The 14,263-nt window shown below is 69.6% G+C and carries 12 protein-coding genes; 3 read left to right on the top strand and 9 right to left on the bottom strand.

What is annotated here, in order from left to right:
* Positions 1-35 precede the first annotated feature (35 nt).
* The 3 genes from ACZ6BG_RS19765 to ACZ6BG_RS19755 form a co-directional block, all read right to left on the bottom strand.
* Positions 36-1,385 (bottom strand): serine hydrolase domain-containing protein, encoded by a 1,350-nt coding sequence (locus ACZ6BG_RS19765; protein WP_469002847.1) that lies wholly within the window; start codon positions 1,383-1,385, stop codon positions 36-38.
* A gap of 91 nt (positions 1,386-1,476) precedes the next feature.
* Positions 1,477-2,640 (bottom strand): cytochrome P450, encoded by a 1,164-nt coding sequence (locus ACZ6BG_RS19760; RefSeq protein WP_469002845.1) that lies wholly within the window; start codon positions 2,638-2,640, stop codon positions 1,477-1,479.
* Positions 2,641-4,469: 1,829 nt separating this feature from the next.
* A complete protein-coding gene (locus ACZ6BG_RS19755) occupies positions 4,470-5,918 on the bottom strand; it encodes an MFS transporter (protein WP_469003030.1) in 1,449 nt (482 codons plus the stop codon).
* 404 nt (positions 5,919-6,322) lie between these two features.
* On the opposite strand from ACZ6BG_RS19755, the gene ACZ6BG_RS19750 reads away from it, so the two are divergent.
* From ACZ6BG_RS19750 to ACZ6BG_RS19740, 3 genes are all read left to right on the top strand, one after another.
* Positions 6,323-6,517 (top strand): hypothetical protein, encoded by a 195-nt coding sequence (locus tag ACZ6BG_RS19750; RefSeq protein WP_469002843.1) that lies wholly within the window; start codon positions 6,323-6,325, stop codon positions 6,515-6,517.
* Positions 6,486-8,207 (top strand): IS1182 family transposase, encoded by a 1,722-nt coding sequence (locus ACZ6BG_RS19745; RefSeq protein ID WP_469002841.1) that lies wholly within the window; start codon positions 6,486-6,488, stop codon positions 8,205-8,207. Before ACZ6BG_RS19750 ends, ACZ6BG_RS19745 begins: the two co-directional genes overlap by 32 nt.
* A 239-nt stretch (positions 8,208-8,446) precedes the next feature.
* Complete coding sequence (locus ACZ6BG_RS19740) at positions 8,447-9,103, top strand: class I SAM-dependent methyltransferase (protein ID WP_468449489.1); 657 nt, start codon at positions 8,447-8,449, stop codon at positions 9,101-9,103.
* A gap of 765 nt (positions 9,104-9,868) precedes the next feature.
* Here ACZ6BG_RS19740 and ACZ6BG_RS19735 read toward each other — a convergent pair.
* The 6 genes from ACZ6BG_RS19735 to arcC all read right to left on the bottom strand — a co-directional run bounded on the left by ACZ6BG_RS19735 (position 9,869) and on the right by arcC (position 14,247).
* Entirely contained in the window at positions 9,869-10,090 is a 222-nt protein-coding gene (locus ACZ6BG_RS19735) for a LexA family protein (protein ID WP_469002839.1), read from the bottom strand.
* 88 nt (positions 10,091-10,178) lie between these two features.
* Entirely contained in the window at positions 10,179-10,409 is a 231-nt protein-coding gene (locus tag ACZ6BG_RS19730; RefSeq protein WP_469002837.1) for a DUF397 domain-containing protein, read from the bottom strand.
* A 28-nt stretch (positions 10,410-10,437) separates the two neighbouring features.
* Positions 10,438-10,557, bottom strand: coding sequence for a DUF397 domain-containing protein (locus tag ACZ6BG_RS19725; RefSeq protein WP_469003027.1), 120 nt, complete (start codon positions 10,555-10,557; stop codon positions 10,438-10,440).
* Between the two features lie 121 nt (positions 10,558-10,678).
* Positions 10,679-11,383 (bottom strand): DUF5753 domain-containing protein, encoded by a 705-nt coding sequence (locus ACZ6BG_RS19720; protein ID WP_469002834.1) that lies wholly within the window; start codon positions 11,381-11,383, stop codon positions 10,679-10,681.
* 390 nt (positions 11,384-11,773) lie between these two features.
* On the bottom strand, positions 11,774-13,303 hold the full coding sequence (locus ACZ6BG_RS19715) for a YfcC family protein (RefSeq protein WP_469002832.1): 1,530 nt from the start codon (positions 13,301-13,303) through the stop codon (positions 11,774-11,776).
* Entirely contained in the window at positions 13,300-14,247 is a 948-nt protein-coding gene (gene arcC / locus ACZ6BG_RS19710; RefSeq protein WP_469002829.1) for a carbamate kinase, read from the bottom strand. Before arcC ends, ACZ6BG_RS19715 begins: the two co-directional genes overlap by 4 nt.
* Positions 14,248-14,263: the final 16 nt, after the last annotated feature.

Here is a 14,263-nt window from a genome sequence, read left to right as displayed (position 1 = left end):
CCGCACGGCACAGGAAGACGGCGGTGCGGTGTACGTCAGAAGGTGCCGGTGCGGCGGGCGGCGCGACCCGAGATCTGCACGTGCTCGATGACGCCGGTGGCGGGGTCGCGGTGGAACCGGCCGCCGGGCTCGAGGCGGCCGGTGGCGGGGTCGACGAGATCGCACGTCAGGTCCGGGTAGCAGACCAGCGGCAGCGGGGCGTCACCGTCGACGGACAACGTGGGGCGACCGTCCGCGTCGAGGGTGATCAGGTATTCGGTCGGGCCGTTGTGGTAGGCGCCTGCGCATTCGGGGAGGGCGATGGGGTCGCCGCGGTGAGCGGGCGCCGGAGCGGTCGGCACGCGCGCGCCGGTGAGCCGGGGAAGGTCGTCGAGGAGGTCCTGCCAGAGCTTGGTGGCACCGCCGGCGTTGCCGGTGAAGGCGACGACCACACCGCTTTCCGGTTCCACCCGCAGGTGGCAGGAGGTGCCCTGCGCGTTGCCGTCGTGGCCGCACCACCTTTGCCCGTCCTGGTCGAACAGCGCGACGCCGAGGCCCCAGCCGTCGGCCAAGGCACCCGGGGCGGCGCCGGGTTCGGGCCGTCGCATGCGGGCGGCGAGGTCGGGCGGCAGTACGGCGGAGCGGCCCGCCAGGGCTCGTCCGATGTCCACCAGGTCGAGCGCGCCAGCAAGGAGGGCGCCGGCCGGTGCCTCCACCGGGGCCAGGTTCTGGTGGGTTGGGCGCAGTCGGCCGGTGGCCGTGTTCACGGCGTGGCCGACGGCGCCGGGGCGGGCGGGAGCGGGTTCGCCGAGGAAGGCAGGCTCGGTGCCCAGGGGGTCGAGGAGCAGCACCTGGACGGCTTCCTGCCAGGTCATGCCGGTCACCAGCTCCACGAGGCGGCCGGCGGCTATGTAGCCGGCGTTGGAGTAGGAGAAGCCGGTGCCGGGTGCGAACAGCGCGTCCTGTGCGGTGCAGAGCCCGGACAGATAGCGCGACGCGGTGGTGCGGGCAGCGGTGTCCGAGTCCGGCCCCGTGGGCAACCCGGCTGTGTGGCACAGCAGGTGACGTATCGTCACCTCCGGTAACTCGCGCAGTTCGGGGACGTACGAGGCGACGGGGTCGTCCAGGTCGAGATCGTCGTCGTCGGCCAGGAGGAGGACGGCGGCGGCGGTGTAGACCTTGGTGACGGAGCCCAGCGGGACGGCCGTGTCGGCTGTGTACGCGCGGCCGGTGGCGGCGTCGGCCGTGCCGGTGTGGACGCTGATGAGTTCCGTGCCGGTGTCCACGGCGAGGTGGGCTCCGGGCACCCGGTGGGCGTGGGCGAGGCTGTCGAGGCGGTCCTGTAACTCCTGGCGCAGGAGCGGTGCTTGCCTGTCGGCGACCGGGGTGGCTGTGGGATACGGCATGAGAAGGGAACTCCCGTGGGCTGTGGCTCGTGGAAGGTGACACGCCGACCGGGCGGGATGGGCGGCGGCCGGCCGCGCCGAGGTGCGGTCGCTAGGCCCTTTTGACCTCGACCGGCAGGTGACGTACGCCGATGATGACGGCGGGATTCTGGTACGTGACGTCGGCGTACGACGGGATCACGAGATCGCGGAAGTCGTCGAGCAGCATGCGCAGCGCGATCCGGGCCTCCAGTCGGGCCAGCGGCGCACCGAAACAGAAGTGGATGCCGTGGCCGAACGTCAGGTGGTTGTTGGGGCTGCGGCGGATGTCGAGGGTGTCGGGCGCGGTGAACCGGCTCGGGTCGCGGTTGGCGGCACCCAGGTGGGCCATCACGAGGGAGTTGACGGGCAGTTCATGGCCGCCGAGCCGCACGGGCTTGGTGATGCGGCGACCCAGTTCGGGGAAGGGCGGCAGCAGCCGCAACACTTCCTCGACGGCGACCGGCAGCCGGTCGGGTTCCGCGCGCAGGGCGGTGAGCGTGCCGGGCTGCTGGTCGAAGGCCACCAGGGCGTTGCCGAGGAGGGCGGTGGTGGTGACGTGGCCCGCCACCAGGAGGAGGGCGACGAAGCCGACCATCTCTTGGTCCTCAAGCCGCACGCCGTCCACCTCGGCGGCGATGAGCTCGCTGATGAGGTCGTCGGCGGGGTGTGCGCGGCGGTGCCGGATGTGGTCGAGGACGTAGCTGTTCATCTCGCGCACGGTCGGCGCGATGGCTTCGAGCGCGCGCTCCAGGTCGGCCGCGTCGGGCGCCTCGCTGAGCTGGTCGCCGCCGAAGAGGGTGGCGGCCCACTCCTGGAACAGCGGGTGATCGTCCGCCGGGATGCCGAGGAGCTCGGCGATCACGATGATCGGCAGGGGGTAGGCCAGGGTGTCGACGACATCGAACCTGTCTCGGTCCGCCACGGTGTCGAGCAGACGCCTGCACACGGCTTCGATGCGGGGTTCGAGGCCCTGCACCACGCGCGGGGTGAACGCCTGGCTCACCAGGGTGCGGAACTTGCGGTGCTCCGGCGGGTCCATCCCGACGAAGTTGCCTTGGGTGAAGGCTGCGAAATCGTCTTGGGTGGGGGCGATCGGGGTCATGTCCGAGGAGTACGTCGCCGGGTCGGCGAGCACGGCGGCGACCCCTTGGTGGTCGACGACCCGCCACACGCCCTGCGCTTCCTCGTAGCTGACGGGCCCGCCTTCGCGCAGGGCCTGCCAGCGGTCGGTCAAGGCCGCGAAGGGTAAGTCCGGCCGTATCGTTTCGCTGCTGGTCACATCTCTCCCTTGAATGGCGCGTGCGGGCGCAGTGGGGCCATGGGCGGGGTGCGGCTGAGGCGGTCGCGTTCGGCGCGCCGGACGTGGGCGTGGTATGCGTCCGGTCGGACGGCAACGCGCGCGGACGGGAACGGTGAGGGCCGGGCATGCCTGCCTCCGCTGCACCGGCGGGCTCGATCAGGCATGCTTGCGGGCCAGTTGGGCACGCACGTCGTGCGGGCCGGCACCTGCGCGGGTCTAGGCGCTGGTGGCGTGCCCGCCGGGTCGTTCGGCTGTCATCCGTCCGTCAACGAGGCCGTGTTGGCCGGGCTCAACACAGCCGCCACGGCGCACTTCGGTGCTTCACCCGCCCCTGGACGAAGGACGGCACCTGTGGTGCGAACCTTGCCGACATCACTCATCCCCCAGTGAAACGTTCCGCGCCGCTGGCTGGGCGCGTGCTTCCCCATGCACCTACGAACTGGTGGCGGCCCCCCTGAGGCCGAATACCCGGGAACGGGGTGAGGCGGTGCGCACACCCTGCCGGAACCTGTCCGACGCTCTGCTCAGTGCGCACTCGAACCCCCTTCGTCCCGGTGGAACTCGGCCACAGTCTTCACGGTGGGTCACGGGATAGCAACCCCCTAAAGTTGAACGGATAGTGCTCTTGCTGCCGCGCGCAGTAACCGGCGAGTAGCTTCCGCGAAGCCTCAACCTCGCACGACAGCCATGGCCGGGCTGCCGCCTGCCCCAAGTGCCCGGCTGCCACCTCCTCAAACACACGCCTGCGGAACACGGCGCGTTCTACCCTGCGGACAAGTGACCGAAAACCCATCTGACCAGCAATGGATTCCGGATTCACCCCGTGAACAACTAGCCGGTGAAAACCAGTTGGCCGGATCCATGAGCCTGCGAGCCCTCGGCAAGACCCGCGGCATTGACACGAGCGGGTCAATTGCGGTGCGCCCGGACACGAGCGACAGGCCCGAAGGGCGGCTCCGCCCGGCCCGATGGGGGCGCACTTAGGGGCGCATCGTCACACAGTGTGCGCGGGCGCATGCCCCTGACGGAGGTGGCGTACGTTCCGGTCACGGCCGCACGGTGCGGGCGACCCCCCGTGCGCCCCATCGGTTTCGCTCCGCCCTCAGACCCAGATGACGGGCCATCGGTGCACCAGTGAGCTTCTTCCATGTGGCCGCTGATCGGGTGGCGGTCCGTGAGGCGCAACGAGCGAGGCCCCCGGGCTGTTGATCGAGATGTCCGGCGGGATGTGACACCGCAGTCCGGACACACTCTCGACGAGCATGTACTGGACAGCTGGACCAAAGTCCCGTCCACGAGCGCCTCCACATACTCCACCCGCACACCACGAGTCCCGGGAAGTTGAACTTCCCCACCCTGCGCTCGAGGGTGGGACAGACTTGCTCACCTTGACTCCCCACCTGAAGCCGCCGATATGGCGTGGGCGCATCAGGTGATGCTTGCTGCCCGTCCTGCCCCGGTCGACGGGACTTTGTCCGGTCTTGGCTCGCCCTTCAGCGCGGGGGCGGGAGAGCCGTCGACCGCGGCCCGGGGGAAGTCCGCGGCGTTCGCGCTGCGGAGCTCGGCGAAGAGGCCCTCCGGGGTCGCATTCCCGCGTCGGCCCACTCGGACCACTTGGCCAGGCGGCGTCAGCAGGTCATGCCGGAGCCGACACCGAGTTTCTGCGGCAGGTGCTCCCAGGCGATCCCGGTGTGGAGCGCGAACGGGATGCCAAGGAACACCATCCGATCCGGAGTGGTCCAACGACCTCGGAGATCTCTTCGTCAGGGTTTCTCAGGCGTCTTGGCCATGGCCGCGACCAGCGCTGCAAGGAGCAGGGCGCCCGCCGACCACCAGGCCGCGACAGTGAAGCCGTGCACCATGCCCTCCCCCAGGCCCCGGCTCGTGTACGGGTGGGCGTCGATGTAGTGGGTGGCGGCGGACGACGCGATCGTGTTCAACAGGACGGTGCCCAGGGAGCCGCCGATCTGCTGGAAGGTGGAGACGGTCGCGGACGTCACTCCGGCGTCCTTCGGGGCGACCCCGGCGGTCGCCGTCGCGTAGACCGGCATGAATGTCAGTCCCATGCCCAGGCCGAGCAGCACCAGCGCGGGCAGCACCCCGGTGGTGTAGGCGGAGTTCATGCTCAGGCGGGTCAGGAGCAGCATGCCGACGGCCGCGAGGAGCATGCCGGGGGCCATCAGGTTGCGGGGGGCGGTGTGGGGCAGGAGCCGGGCGGCGATCTGCGTCGCGCCGATGACGATCGTGGCGGACATCGGCAGGAACGCCAGTCCGGTCCGTACGGGTGAGTAGTCGAGGATGGCCTGGAGGTAGTAGGTCAGGAACAGGAAGGCGCCGAACATGGCGACGGTGGCCAGGCCCATCGTCGCGAGCGCCGCCGCACGGGTTCTGTCCCTGACGATGTGCAGCGGCAGCATCGGATGCTTGGCGTGGGACTGCCACCACACGAAGACGGCGAGCAGGACCACACCGGCCGCGAACAGGGTCAGGACCAACGGGTCGGCCCAGCCGGCGGATTCGGCGTCGCTGGAGCCGTACACGATCGCCACGAGCCCGCCGGAGGCGAGCAGCGCGCCGGGGACGTCGAGGCGCACCCCGCGCTGGCCGGGGCTGTCCTTGAGGAGGGCCAGCGCGCCGCCGAGGGCGGCCAGCGCGATGGGGACGTTGACGTACAGGCACCAGCGCCAGGTCGCGTACTCGGTGAGCAGGCCGCCCACCAGCAGCCCGATGGCGCTGCCGCCCCCGGCGAGCGCGCCGTAGATCCCGAACGCTCTGCCGCGCTCGTCGGGGTCGGTGAACGTCGTCGTCAGCAGGGACAGTGCGGAGGGGGCCAGGACGGCCGCGCAGGCCCCTTGCAGGGCCCGCGCCGCGAACAGAGTGCCGGGGCCGTCGGCCGCGCCGCCGAGCGCGGAGGCGGCGGCGAATCCGACCAGGCCGATCATGAAGGTGCGTTTGCGGCCGACCAGGTCGGCGATCCGGCCGCCGAGGAGGAGCAGGCCGCCGAAGGCCAGGGAGTATGCGGTGATCACCCACTGCCGGTTCGCATCCGACATGCCCAGTCCGTTCTGGACGGAGGGCAGGGCGATGTTCACGATCGTGCCGTCGAGAATCACCATGAGCTGGGCGCCTGCGATGACGCCGAGGGCCCACCACCGCTTCGGATAGGGCAACTCGGCAGCGTTCGCGGTGGTGTGGGGGGCCGGCGTGGGCACGGTGTCCCCGGGGGAGGACTTCTCGGTCAAGGCGATCACATTCTGTGTCGGAGGTGTAGGAGCAGACGCGCGGTCCTACACCCCGGGACGCGACACAAGGGATCGCGAGAGCAGCGGACACCACCATGAGGTGCCGCAAGGGGGAGAGTCCTACCGCGCGCCGAACGGGGGCACACGGCCGGGGGCAACTATGGCCGCAACACTCGTTGTCCAGTTCCAGTCCATGTTTCCCACCTCCTCCCGGCCGGGCACGCGGTACGCATCGACGCCGAACGCGCCGAATGGTGCGGCAGGGGCCCCGCCGCACATGACCTCCGACAGAGTAGGTCAGCCAGCCGGGGACGCAAACGGATTTACCCGGCGCGGTACGGGCTCCTCACGCTTCGACAAGGAAAGATCGCGCCGTGCCCAGCCGAGAAGGCTGCGGCTACGAAGCCCTGACCGTTCTCTTGCGGCTGGTGACGATCCTGCTGGCTTATTCCGTGCCCGGCGGGGCTGGCGGCTCGTTGGTCGGGACAGCAGCGGCCGTCTTGGCGATCCCGGTCGCGGGTGGGGTGTGGAATGTCGATGCGGCCGAGGCCGTGGCCGACCGTGCCTGAGCTGACCGCGCAGGTGGCGCGGGCGGTGGCGGCACGGGGCCCGTACCCGTTGGCGATGCGGGTCCGTGACGAGCTGGGCGAGTTGTTCGCGGACGCCGAGTTCGCCGAGGCGTTCGGGTCCAGAGGGAGGCCGGGCTGGTCACCGGGCCAGCTGGCGCTGGTGACGGTGTTGCAGTTCGCCGAGAACCTCACCGACCGGGCGGCAGCGCATCGGGTGCGGTACGGCATGGACCTGAAGTACGCGCTCGGCCTGGAGCTGGATGATCCCGGGTTCGACGCCTCAGTGCTGTCCGAGTTCCGCACGCGGCTGGTCGAGCACGGGATGGAGGAGAAGGTGCTCGACCTGCTGCTGACCGCCCTCAAGGACCGGGGCCTGGTGAAGGCGGGAGGCAGGCAGCGCACCGACTCCACCCGCGTGCTGGCGGCGGTCCGCGACCTGAACAGGCTGGAGCTGGCCGGGGAAACACTGCGGGCCACGCTGGAGGCGCTGGCCTGTGCGGCCCCGGACTGGCTGGCCGGGGCGGTGTCCGTTCGGGAATGGGCCGACCGCTACGGCCCACGGACTCACTCCTGGCATCCGCCGGCTTCCACGAGCAAGCGCGAGGAGATGGCTCTGGTCTACGGCCGGGACGGGTTCGCGCTGCTGGAGGCGGTGCATGCCCCTGATGCTCCGTCCTGGCTGCGCGAACTCCCGGCGGTGCAGGTCCTGCGCACGATGTGGGTGCAGAACTACCACCGCACCGTGTCCGAAGCCGGAGCGGAGGTGAAGCGGCGGGAGAGCAAAGACCTCCCGCCCGGCAGACTGAGGCTGGCCTCTCCGTACGACACCGACGCGCGCTACGGCCTCAAACAGGGCTCCTGGTGGAGCGGCTACAAGATCCACATCAGTGAGTCCTGCGACGATGCCGATGATTTGGACGCGGCTACCGGCCAGGCGACGCCCCTTGGAGCCGACGGACCGCCGCCGCGCTTGATCACCAGCATCGCGACCACCGACGCCACAGTGACCGATGCGGAAATGACCGAACCGGTCCATCACATGCTCGCCGCCCGCGATCTCCTGCCCGCCGAGCACTTCCTCGACTCCGGTTACGCCTCCGCCGAGTTGATCGTGGGCATGAAGAAGAACTTCGGAGTCACCCTGGTCACCCCGGTCCTGATGAACAGCTCACCTCAGGCGCGTGCCGGCGCCGGGTTCGACCGCACCGCGTTCACCATCGACTGGGACAAGCGGCAGGCCACCTGCCCACGCGGAGACACCAGCACCTGGTGGAGCCCCGCCACCCTGCGCGGTACCAAGGCCATCGTCATCAAGTTCGACAAGGAGACATGCCGCCCCTGCCCGGTGCGCGACGAGTGCACCCGCTCGAAGACCGGCGGCCGGACCCTCTCCCTGCAACCCCGCGAGCTGCAAGAAGTCCTCGACCATGCCCGCCTCCAGCAGGACGACGAGCAGTGGCGAGCCAGGTACGGAACCCGCGCGGGCATCGAGGGAACCATCCACCAGGCCGACGCGGTCACCGGGATGAGACGTGCCCGCTACCTCGGTCTCCAGAAGACCCACCTGGAGCACGTCTTCTCCGCCGTTGCGCTCAACCTCATCCGCCTCGATGCCTGGTGGAACGGCCACCCGCTCGACCGCACCCACGTCAGCCACCTTGCCCGACTCGACCTCTCCCTCGCCGCGTGACCGAATAGGGGTCTTACTGGTGTGATCGCCTAATCAACTGTCGCCGGTTTCCCGAGGAACCCAGCCAGTTGGTGACCGACTGTGGTTGCCAACGGCGTATCGGCTCCGGGTCCCACCGGCCTCGTTGCGGAGCCGGGTGGTGGTCTTGTCGTGGTAGCGAGAGCGTCTGCGGCGACGGGCGCGGGATTCGGCACGAGGTGGGAGAACAGCTGCGAACGGCGGGTGTTAACTTCCTTCCCGTGGCGGAGCACCAGGACGAGACCAGGGCGGCCTACGACGGGGTCGTCGAGCTGTATGCGTCGATGTTCGCTGACCGGCTGGAGACGCAGCCGTTCTCGCGGAACATGATCGGCACCTTCGCCGAGCTCGTGCGCGGGACGGGGAACCCGCGGGCGGCCGATGTCGGCTGCGGGCCCGGACATCTGACGGCCATGCTGCATGACCTGGGGCTGGATGCCTTCGGGCTCGACCTCTCCCCAGCCATGGTCGACCACGCCCGGCGGGCCCATCCGGCGCTGCAGTTCGACGAGGCGCGCATGGAGGCCCTGCCAGTCGAGGACGGCGCGCTCGGCGGCGTGCTGGCCCACTACTCGATGATCCATACCCCGCCTGGGGAATTGCCCGCGCTGCTCGCCGAGCAGGCGCGTGTCCTGGCACCAGGGGGCCTGCTCCTGGTGTCCTTCTTTGGGACCGAGGGGCCTGAGCCGCTCCGCTTCGACCACAAGGTGACGCCCGCCTATAGCTGGCCGGCGGACCGGTTCGCCGAGCTGCTGGCCCGGTCCGGGCTCGTCACGTTCGCGCGGCTGCTCCACGACCCGGCCTCTGAGCGGGGCTTCCTCGACGCCCACTTGCTGGCCCGCAAGTCGGAGGACACCGTCGAGGCCACCGCACAATAAGCCAGCAGGATCGGTGACACGGTTCCTACCGGCGCCCCCGCCCCTCGTTGCCGACAGCGACTAACTGGGGAAGGAAGAGCATCACTGGCCGAATTCACAGATCCTCATCACCCGCGCAGGTTGTTCGTCGACCCCGCCGGGTTCATCTTCCGCCTGCCCGCCATCAGCTCCGCTCCCCCGTTGCCCGCACGCGGCCGCCGGCCGGGCGTCGGCCAGGCCCGGCTGCAGAGGGCATCCGCCCCCCCCTGGACCCGATGCTCACCTCCAGGGACATCCCTCCCAAGTTCAGGGGGAGAGAAGAAGGCTGTGAGGATGCGGCAGGCGACCGTATCTGGGTGGTGACCCGCGGTCTGTCCGTCCGGCCCGGCGCAGAACACCAAAGTGGGTCCCACCATGGCGTCCCAAGTGCGCACCGCAGGAAGCCGGGGCGGCTTGCCCCGTACCAGTCGAGCTCACGGTCGGGGCAGGCGCGTGGCGCGCCCGCCGGTGGTCGGTACATGGTCATCGCGGAGGATCTTTCGCTCCAGGCCGCCCCTGGTGGGCGGTCATCGAGGAAGCAGCGTGCAGGAAACCCCCTTGCCCGCGGTCTGACAGCCGCGATAGCGAGCGTGGTCACGGCGAAACCCGCCGCTGGTCAGGGTGGTAGCGGATCTGGACAAGGGGCCGCGGTGAGGTTCGCGGATCGGGCCGGCTTCGTCCGACGGCACCGGTCCTCGCGCCGACTCCTTCGAGCCGCCCCGCCTTCGTGGAACCGTCGGCCGGGGCTCACTGCCCGCAGTGCGGGCACCGGTCGCTACGCCGGCCCCGCGTCTCCACGACCGTGCCCAACTGCCGCATCCTCTGCAGGTGGTAGCGCACCGTCGAAGGACTCGACAACCCCACTGCCGCCCCGAGCTCTCGCAGCCACGGCGCCTCACCGTGCTCGGCCACCCACGCACGCGCGGACCGGACGATGCGCTCCTGCCTTTCACTCAACGACCCGCTCACGCCCCGGCCCTCCCAGCACGGGTCAGCGCCTGCACCCCCCGATATCAGCGGGGGGGACGCGGGCCACTGCCATGTCACCGGAGGCGGATCAGAGCTGTTCGAACTCGTTTCCGCCTACCGCTGCGCTGAATCCGCTGAACACCTCGACCGTGAACAGCAGAGCGGGTCCTTCAGGGCTCTCCGAGTCGCGCACAGCGATACCGCTGTGCACCTGGATCACATCGGCGCACTCGAAGCACTGCCCTCCGCTGCTTCCGCTGCACGAAGACTTGAACCAGGCGTCCCCGGGCGCGAGCTCGGTGGATCTGTTGAACACCATGTTCCTCCCTTCGAAGTCGGTGGTGACCCTACTGACCGACCGTGCCGAAATTCACGTCGCCGGAGTGCACCAGGCCGCTGACGAACGAGCACCACGCGGCAACCGGCACGACGAGCGCTCGGCCAGTCTTGTTCTTCGAGTCACGGATGCCGACCTGGCTGGTCAGCGCAGCAATCTCAAGGCAGTTGCCGCCCTGTCGTCGCTGTAGGAGGACTTGAACCAGGCGGACTCTGGGGCCACATCAGGGGCCATGATCTCGGCATTGATGGCTACTGCCACTCTCGTGCTAGTCGTTGCAGGCACCCGGCCGTTCGGGCCGGGGGTAGAGCGCTATCGCGCATGGCGTCGAGGCGGCGGATATTGCGCTGAACCTCCTGCCGTTCGTCGCTGACACTGATCGTGTTGGACATGTCGGCTTGCACCACAGGGTCAAGGGTTTCGGAGAAGTCGAGGATCGTGAAGTTGCTTTCCGAGCGATAGGTGACGACATCGTGCGGCAGGATCTGGATGGTCACGTTGTCCAGTTCGCCCAGCTTCACGATCTCGTCGTACTGATCCCGCATCACTTCGGGGCCGCCGACCATCCGGCGGACCGCCGTCTCGTCCATGATGATGCGCAGCTCCAGAGGCTCTTCCGAGCGGATGATCAGTTCCTTCCGTTCAACCCTCAACCTGACGTTCTGCTCGATGTACTCGGTTGTCGTCCCGTCCACCGGCTTGGCGGTCTGGTAGAGCGCCGTTGCGTAGTCCTTCGTCTGGAAGAGGCCATACACGAACGCAGGCTGCCAAGCCCGCATCGCCTTGGCGTCCTGCTCCAAGCCGCGAAACGTCGGCATCTTCGACGGCATATACGACTTGTACGGCATCCACGGTTCCTTGCTCAGCGACTCCCGGTGCAACTGAAGCAGCGTCTCCCGGTCCCCTCGCGGAAGGCCCGGGTCGAGGCGGTCGATGAGGAGTTCCAAGTCCCCCACGCGGTAGATCGTTCTCTCCGATCTCCACGCGGGCGAGCTTCGTACGGGAGCAGCCCAGGGCCTTCGCCACCTCCTGCGCTGATTCCCCCTTCTTCTCCCGGAGCTTCGTACGAGGAGTCTTCGCTCCGGTTCAACCGGCACGTTCCTTGTGCTGCCGCCGTCGGAGCCCTCCCCCGGTGAGGCGGCCACCGCACCGATCCGCCTCGTACGGCCCGGAGGGCTGCGGAACGCCCCTGTCCCGACGCGCGGTGCGGCGCGGTGCGGGAGGCGGCTTGGCCACCGTCCCACCGCCCTCCCCGCGACAGCACCGTCATCCAGTGGACTGCCGGAGTGCCGCAGTGCACCGTCGGCCATGTCCTGGGCCTCGCGTGCCTCCGGGAACGATCGGGCTCAGCTCACCGCCGCACCGATGACCAGGAACCCGGCGATGGCCACCAGAAGGACACCCATCAATGGCGCCATGAAGCGCAGGTACTGGTCGTAGCGGACCTTGGCCAGGGCGAGGCCGCCCATGACGACGGCCGACGTGGGCGTGACGAGGTTCACCCATCCGGAGGCCGACTGGTACGCGGTCACCACCAGGGACCGGCTCACTCCCGCGAAGTCGGCCAGCGGAGCGAGGATGGGCATGGCGAGGGCCGCGTGGCCCGACGAGGACGGGACGAAGAAGGCCAGGGGAAGGTTCACCAGGAACATCAGGACGCCGAATACGCCCGAGGACGTGTCGGCCACCGCATTCCGGAGAGCGTCGAGAACGGTGTCGGTGACACTGGCGTTGTTCATGATCACCGTGACGCCTCGGGCCAGCATGACGATCATCGCTGCTCCGATGAAATCCCCCGCCCCGGCGGTGATGGCGGTCGTCGTCCCCTTCTCGCCGAGGCCGCCGACCAGCCCGACGACGACCGCCGCCGCGATGAACAGGGCAGCCAGTTCGGGGAAGTACCACCCCAGCGTGGGCAAGAAGGTGACGTGCAGATCGGACCAGGGCACCACGGCGAAGATCATGAAGAGGAAGGCGGCCGCGAAGAGGCACAGGACGGCGCGCTGCCTGCGCGAGAGTGCGTCCGTACTGCCGCTCGCGCTCTCGATGCGGCGGTCCTCCTCGGAGAGCGGCGTCAGCGATCTCGACGGGTCCTCGGCGACGCGGCGGGCGTAGCGCGCCACGTAGGCGGCTGCGAGCGCGGTCAGGCAGACCCACATCGACAGCCGCAGGGCGATTCCCTCTCCCGTTCCGATGCCGGCGCTGTCGGACGCCACCCCGGTGGCGAAGGGATTGACCGTCGAGGCGAGGGTTCCGACCCCGGCGCCCACCATGATCACGGTCGCGGCGACCATGCGGTCGTACCCGAGGCCCAGGACCAGGGGGATCATGAGCCCGTAGAAGCCGAGGGTCTCCTCGGCCATGCCGTAGGTGGTCCCGCCGAGGGAGAACATCGTCAGGAGGACGACGAGGAGCAGAGTCCTGCGGTGACGCAGGCGCTGGGCGAGCCTGGCCACTCCGGCGGTCAGGGCGCCGGTGCGCATCGTCACGGTGATGAACGCGCCCACGGCCAGGATGAAGAGGAACACCCCGGCAGCCCCCGCGAAGGAGCCGGTCCCGCCGGGCGTGGTGAGGCCGGACCCGTCGTCGGTCACGCCGTACAGGCCGTTGGCCGGGGAGAGGAACAGATCCTTCAGCCGGTCCTGGAAACCGGCCCCCGTTTCCACCGAGTGGTAGGTGCCCGGGACGGGGCTGCCGCCCCGCACCTCGTAGCGGCCGGCGGGGATCACGAACGTCAGGGCCCAGACGGCGATGGTGACGGCGACCAGAATGGTGAAGGCGGACGGGAACCGGAAGCGCCGGCGAGGGCCCTCGGGCGGGTCAGGGGGTGCCGCCCCGGTCGGCTGCGGGGGTGCAGGCGCGCTGTTGCCAGTCATGTCAGGTCCCGTGGTCCGTCACGGCCGATCTCGCGACCGCCGGGAGTGACGACGGTGCCGACAGCACCGTCGAGGATGGCCTCGGCGTCCTCCAGGGCGCCGATGGCCGCCATGCCGCCGGTGAGCTCGACGAACCGGCACACAGCGTCGACCTTGGGCCCCATGGAACCGGCCGGGAAGCGCTGGGCCCTCAGGGCTGCGGGCGTGGTCCGTCCGATGGGCCGGGCCTCGGGGGTCCCGTAGCCGAGCGAGACGTGGGGGACGTCCGTGAGCAGCAGGAGCGCGTCGGCGTCGAGCGCTTCGGCCAGAAGGGCTGCGGTGAGGTCCTTGTCCACCACGGCTTCGACGCCGGTCAGCTGCCCTTGTTCGTCACGGATCACCGGTACGCCCCCGCCCCCGGCGCACACGGCCACCGCCCCTGAGTTCAGCAGGAGCCGGATCAGCCGGGTCTCCACGACCCGCTGGGGACGGGGAGAGGGCACCACGCGTCGCCAGTGGCTGCCGTCCTGCCTGACGGTCCAGCCGCGTTCGCTGGCCAGCCGTTCGGCTTCGGCCCGGTCGTAGACGGGGCCCACGAACTTGGCCGGATCGGTGAAGGCGGGATCGGCCGCGGAGACGAGTGTCTGGTTCAGCAGGGCGCAGATCTGACGCTCCGGCAAGGCGTTCTGCAGCGACTGGAGCAGCCAGTAGCCGATCATGCCCTGCGTCTCCGCGCCGAGGACGTCGAAGGGGTAGGCACTGCTCAGAGAGCGATCGGCGGCACTCTCCAGGGCGAGCACACCGACCTGCGGCCCGTTCCCGTGGGTGATGACCAGCTCGTGCCGGCGTGCGAGGGGAGCCAGCGCGTCCACGGCAGTGCGGACGTTCTTCAGTTGCACGGCGGCGTCCGGCCGTTCCTCGCGGCGGAGCAGGGCGTTGCCGCCCAATGCGACGACTACACGCATGAGGTGTTCTCCAGTG

Source organism: Streptomyces sp. NPDC041205, from assembly GCF_055591765.1.
The sequence above is the reverse complement of the archived record's forward strand: the minus strand, read 5'-3'. Positions and strand labels throughout refer to the sequence as shown.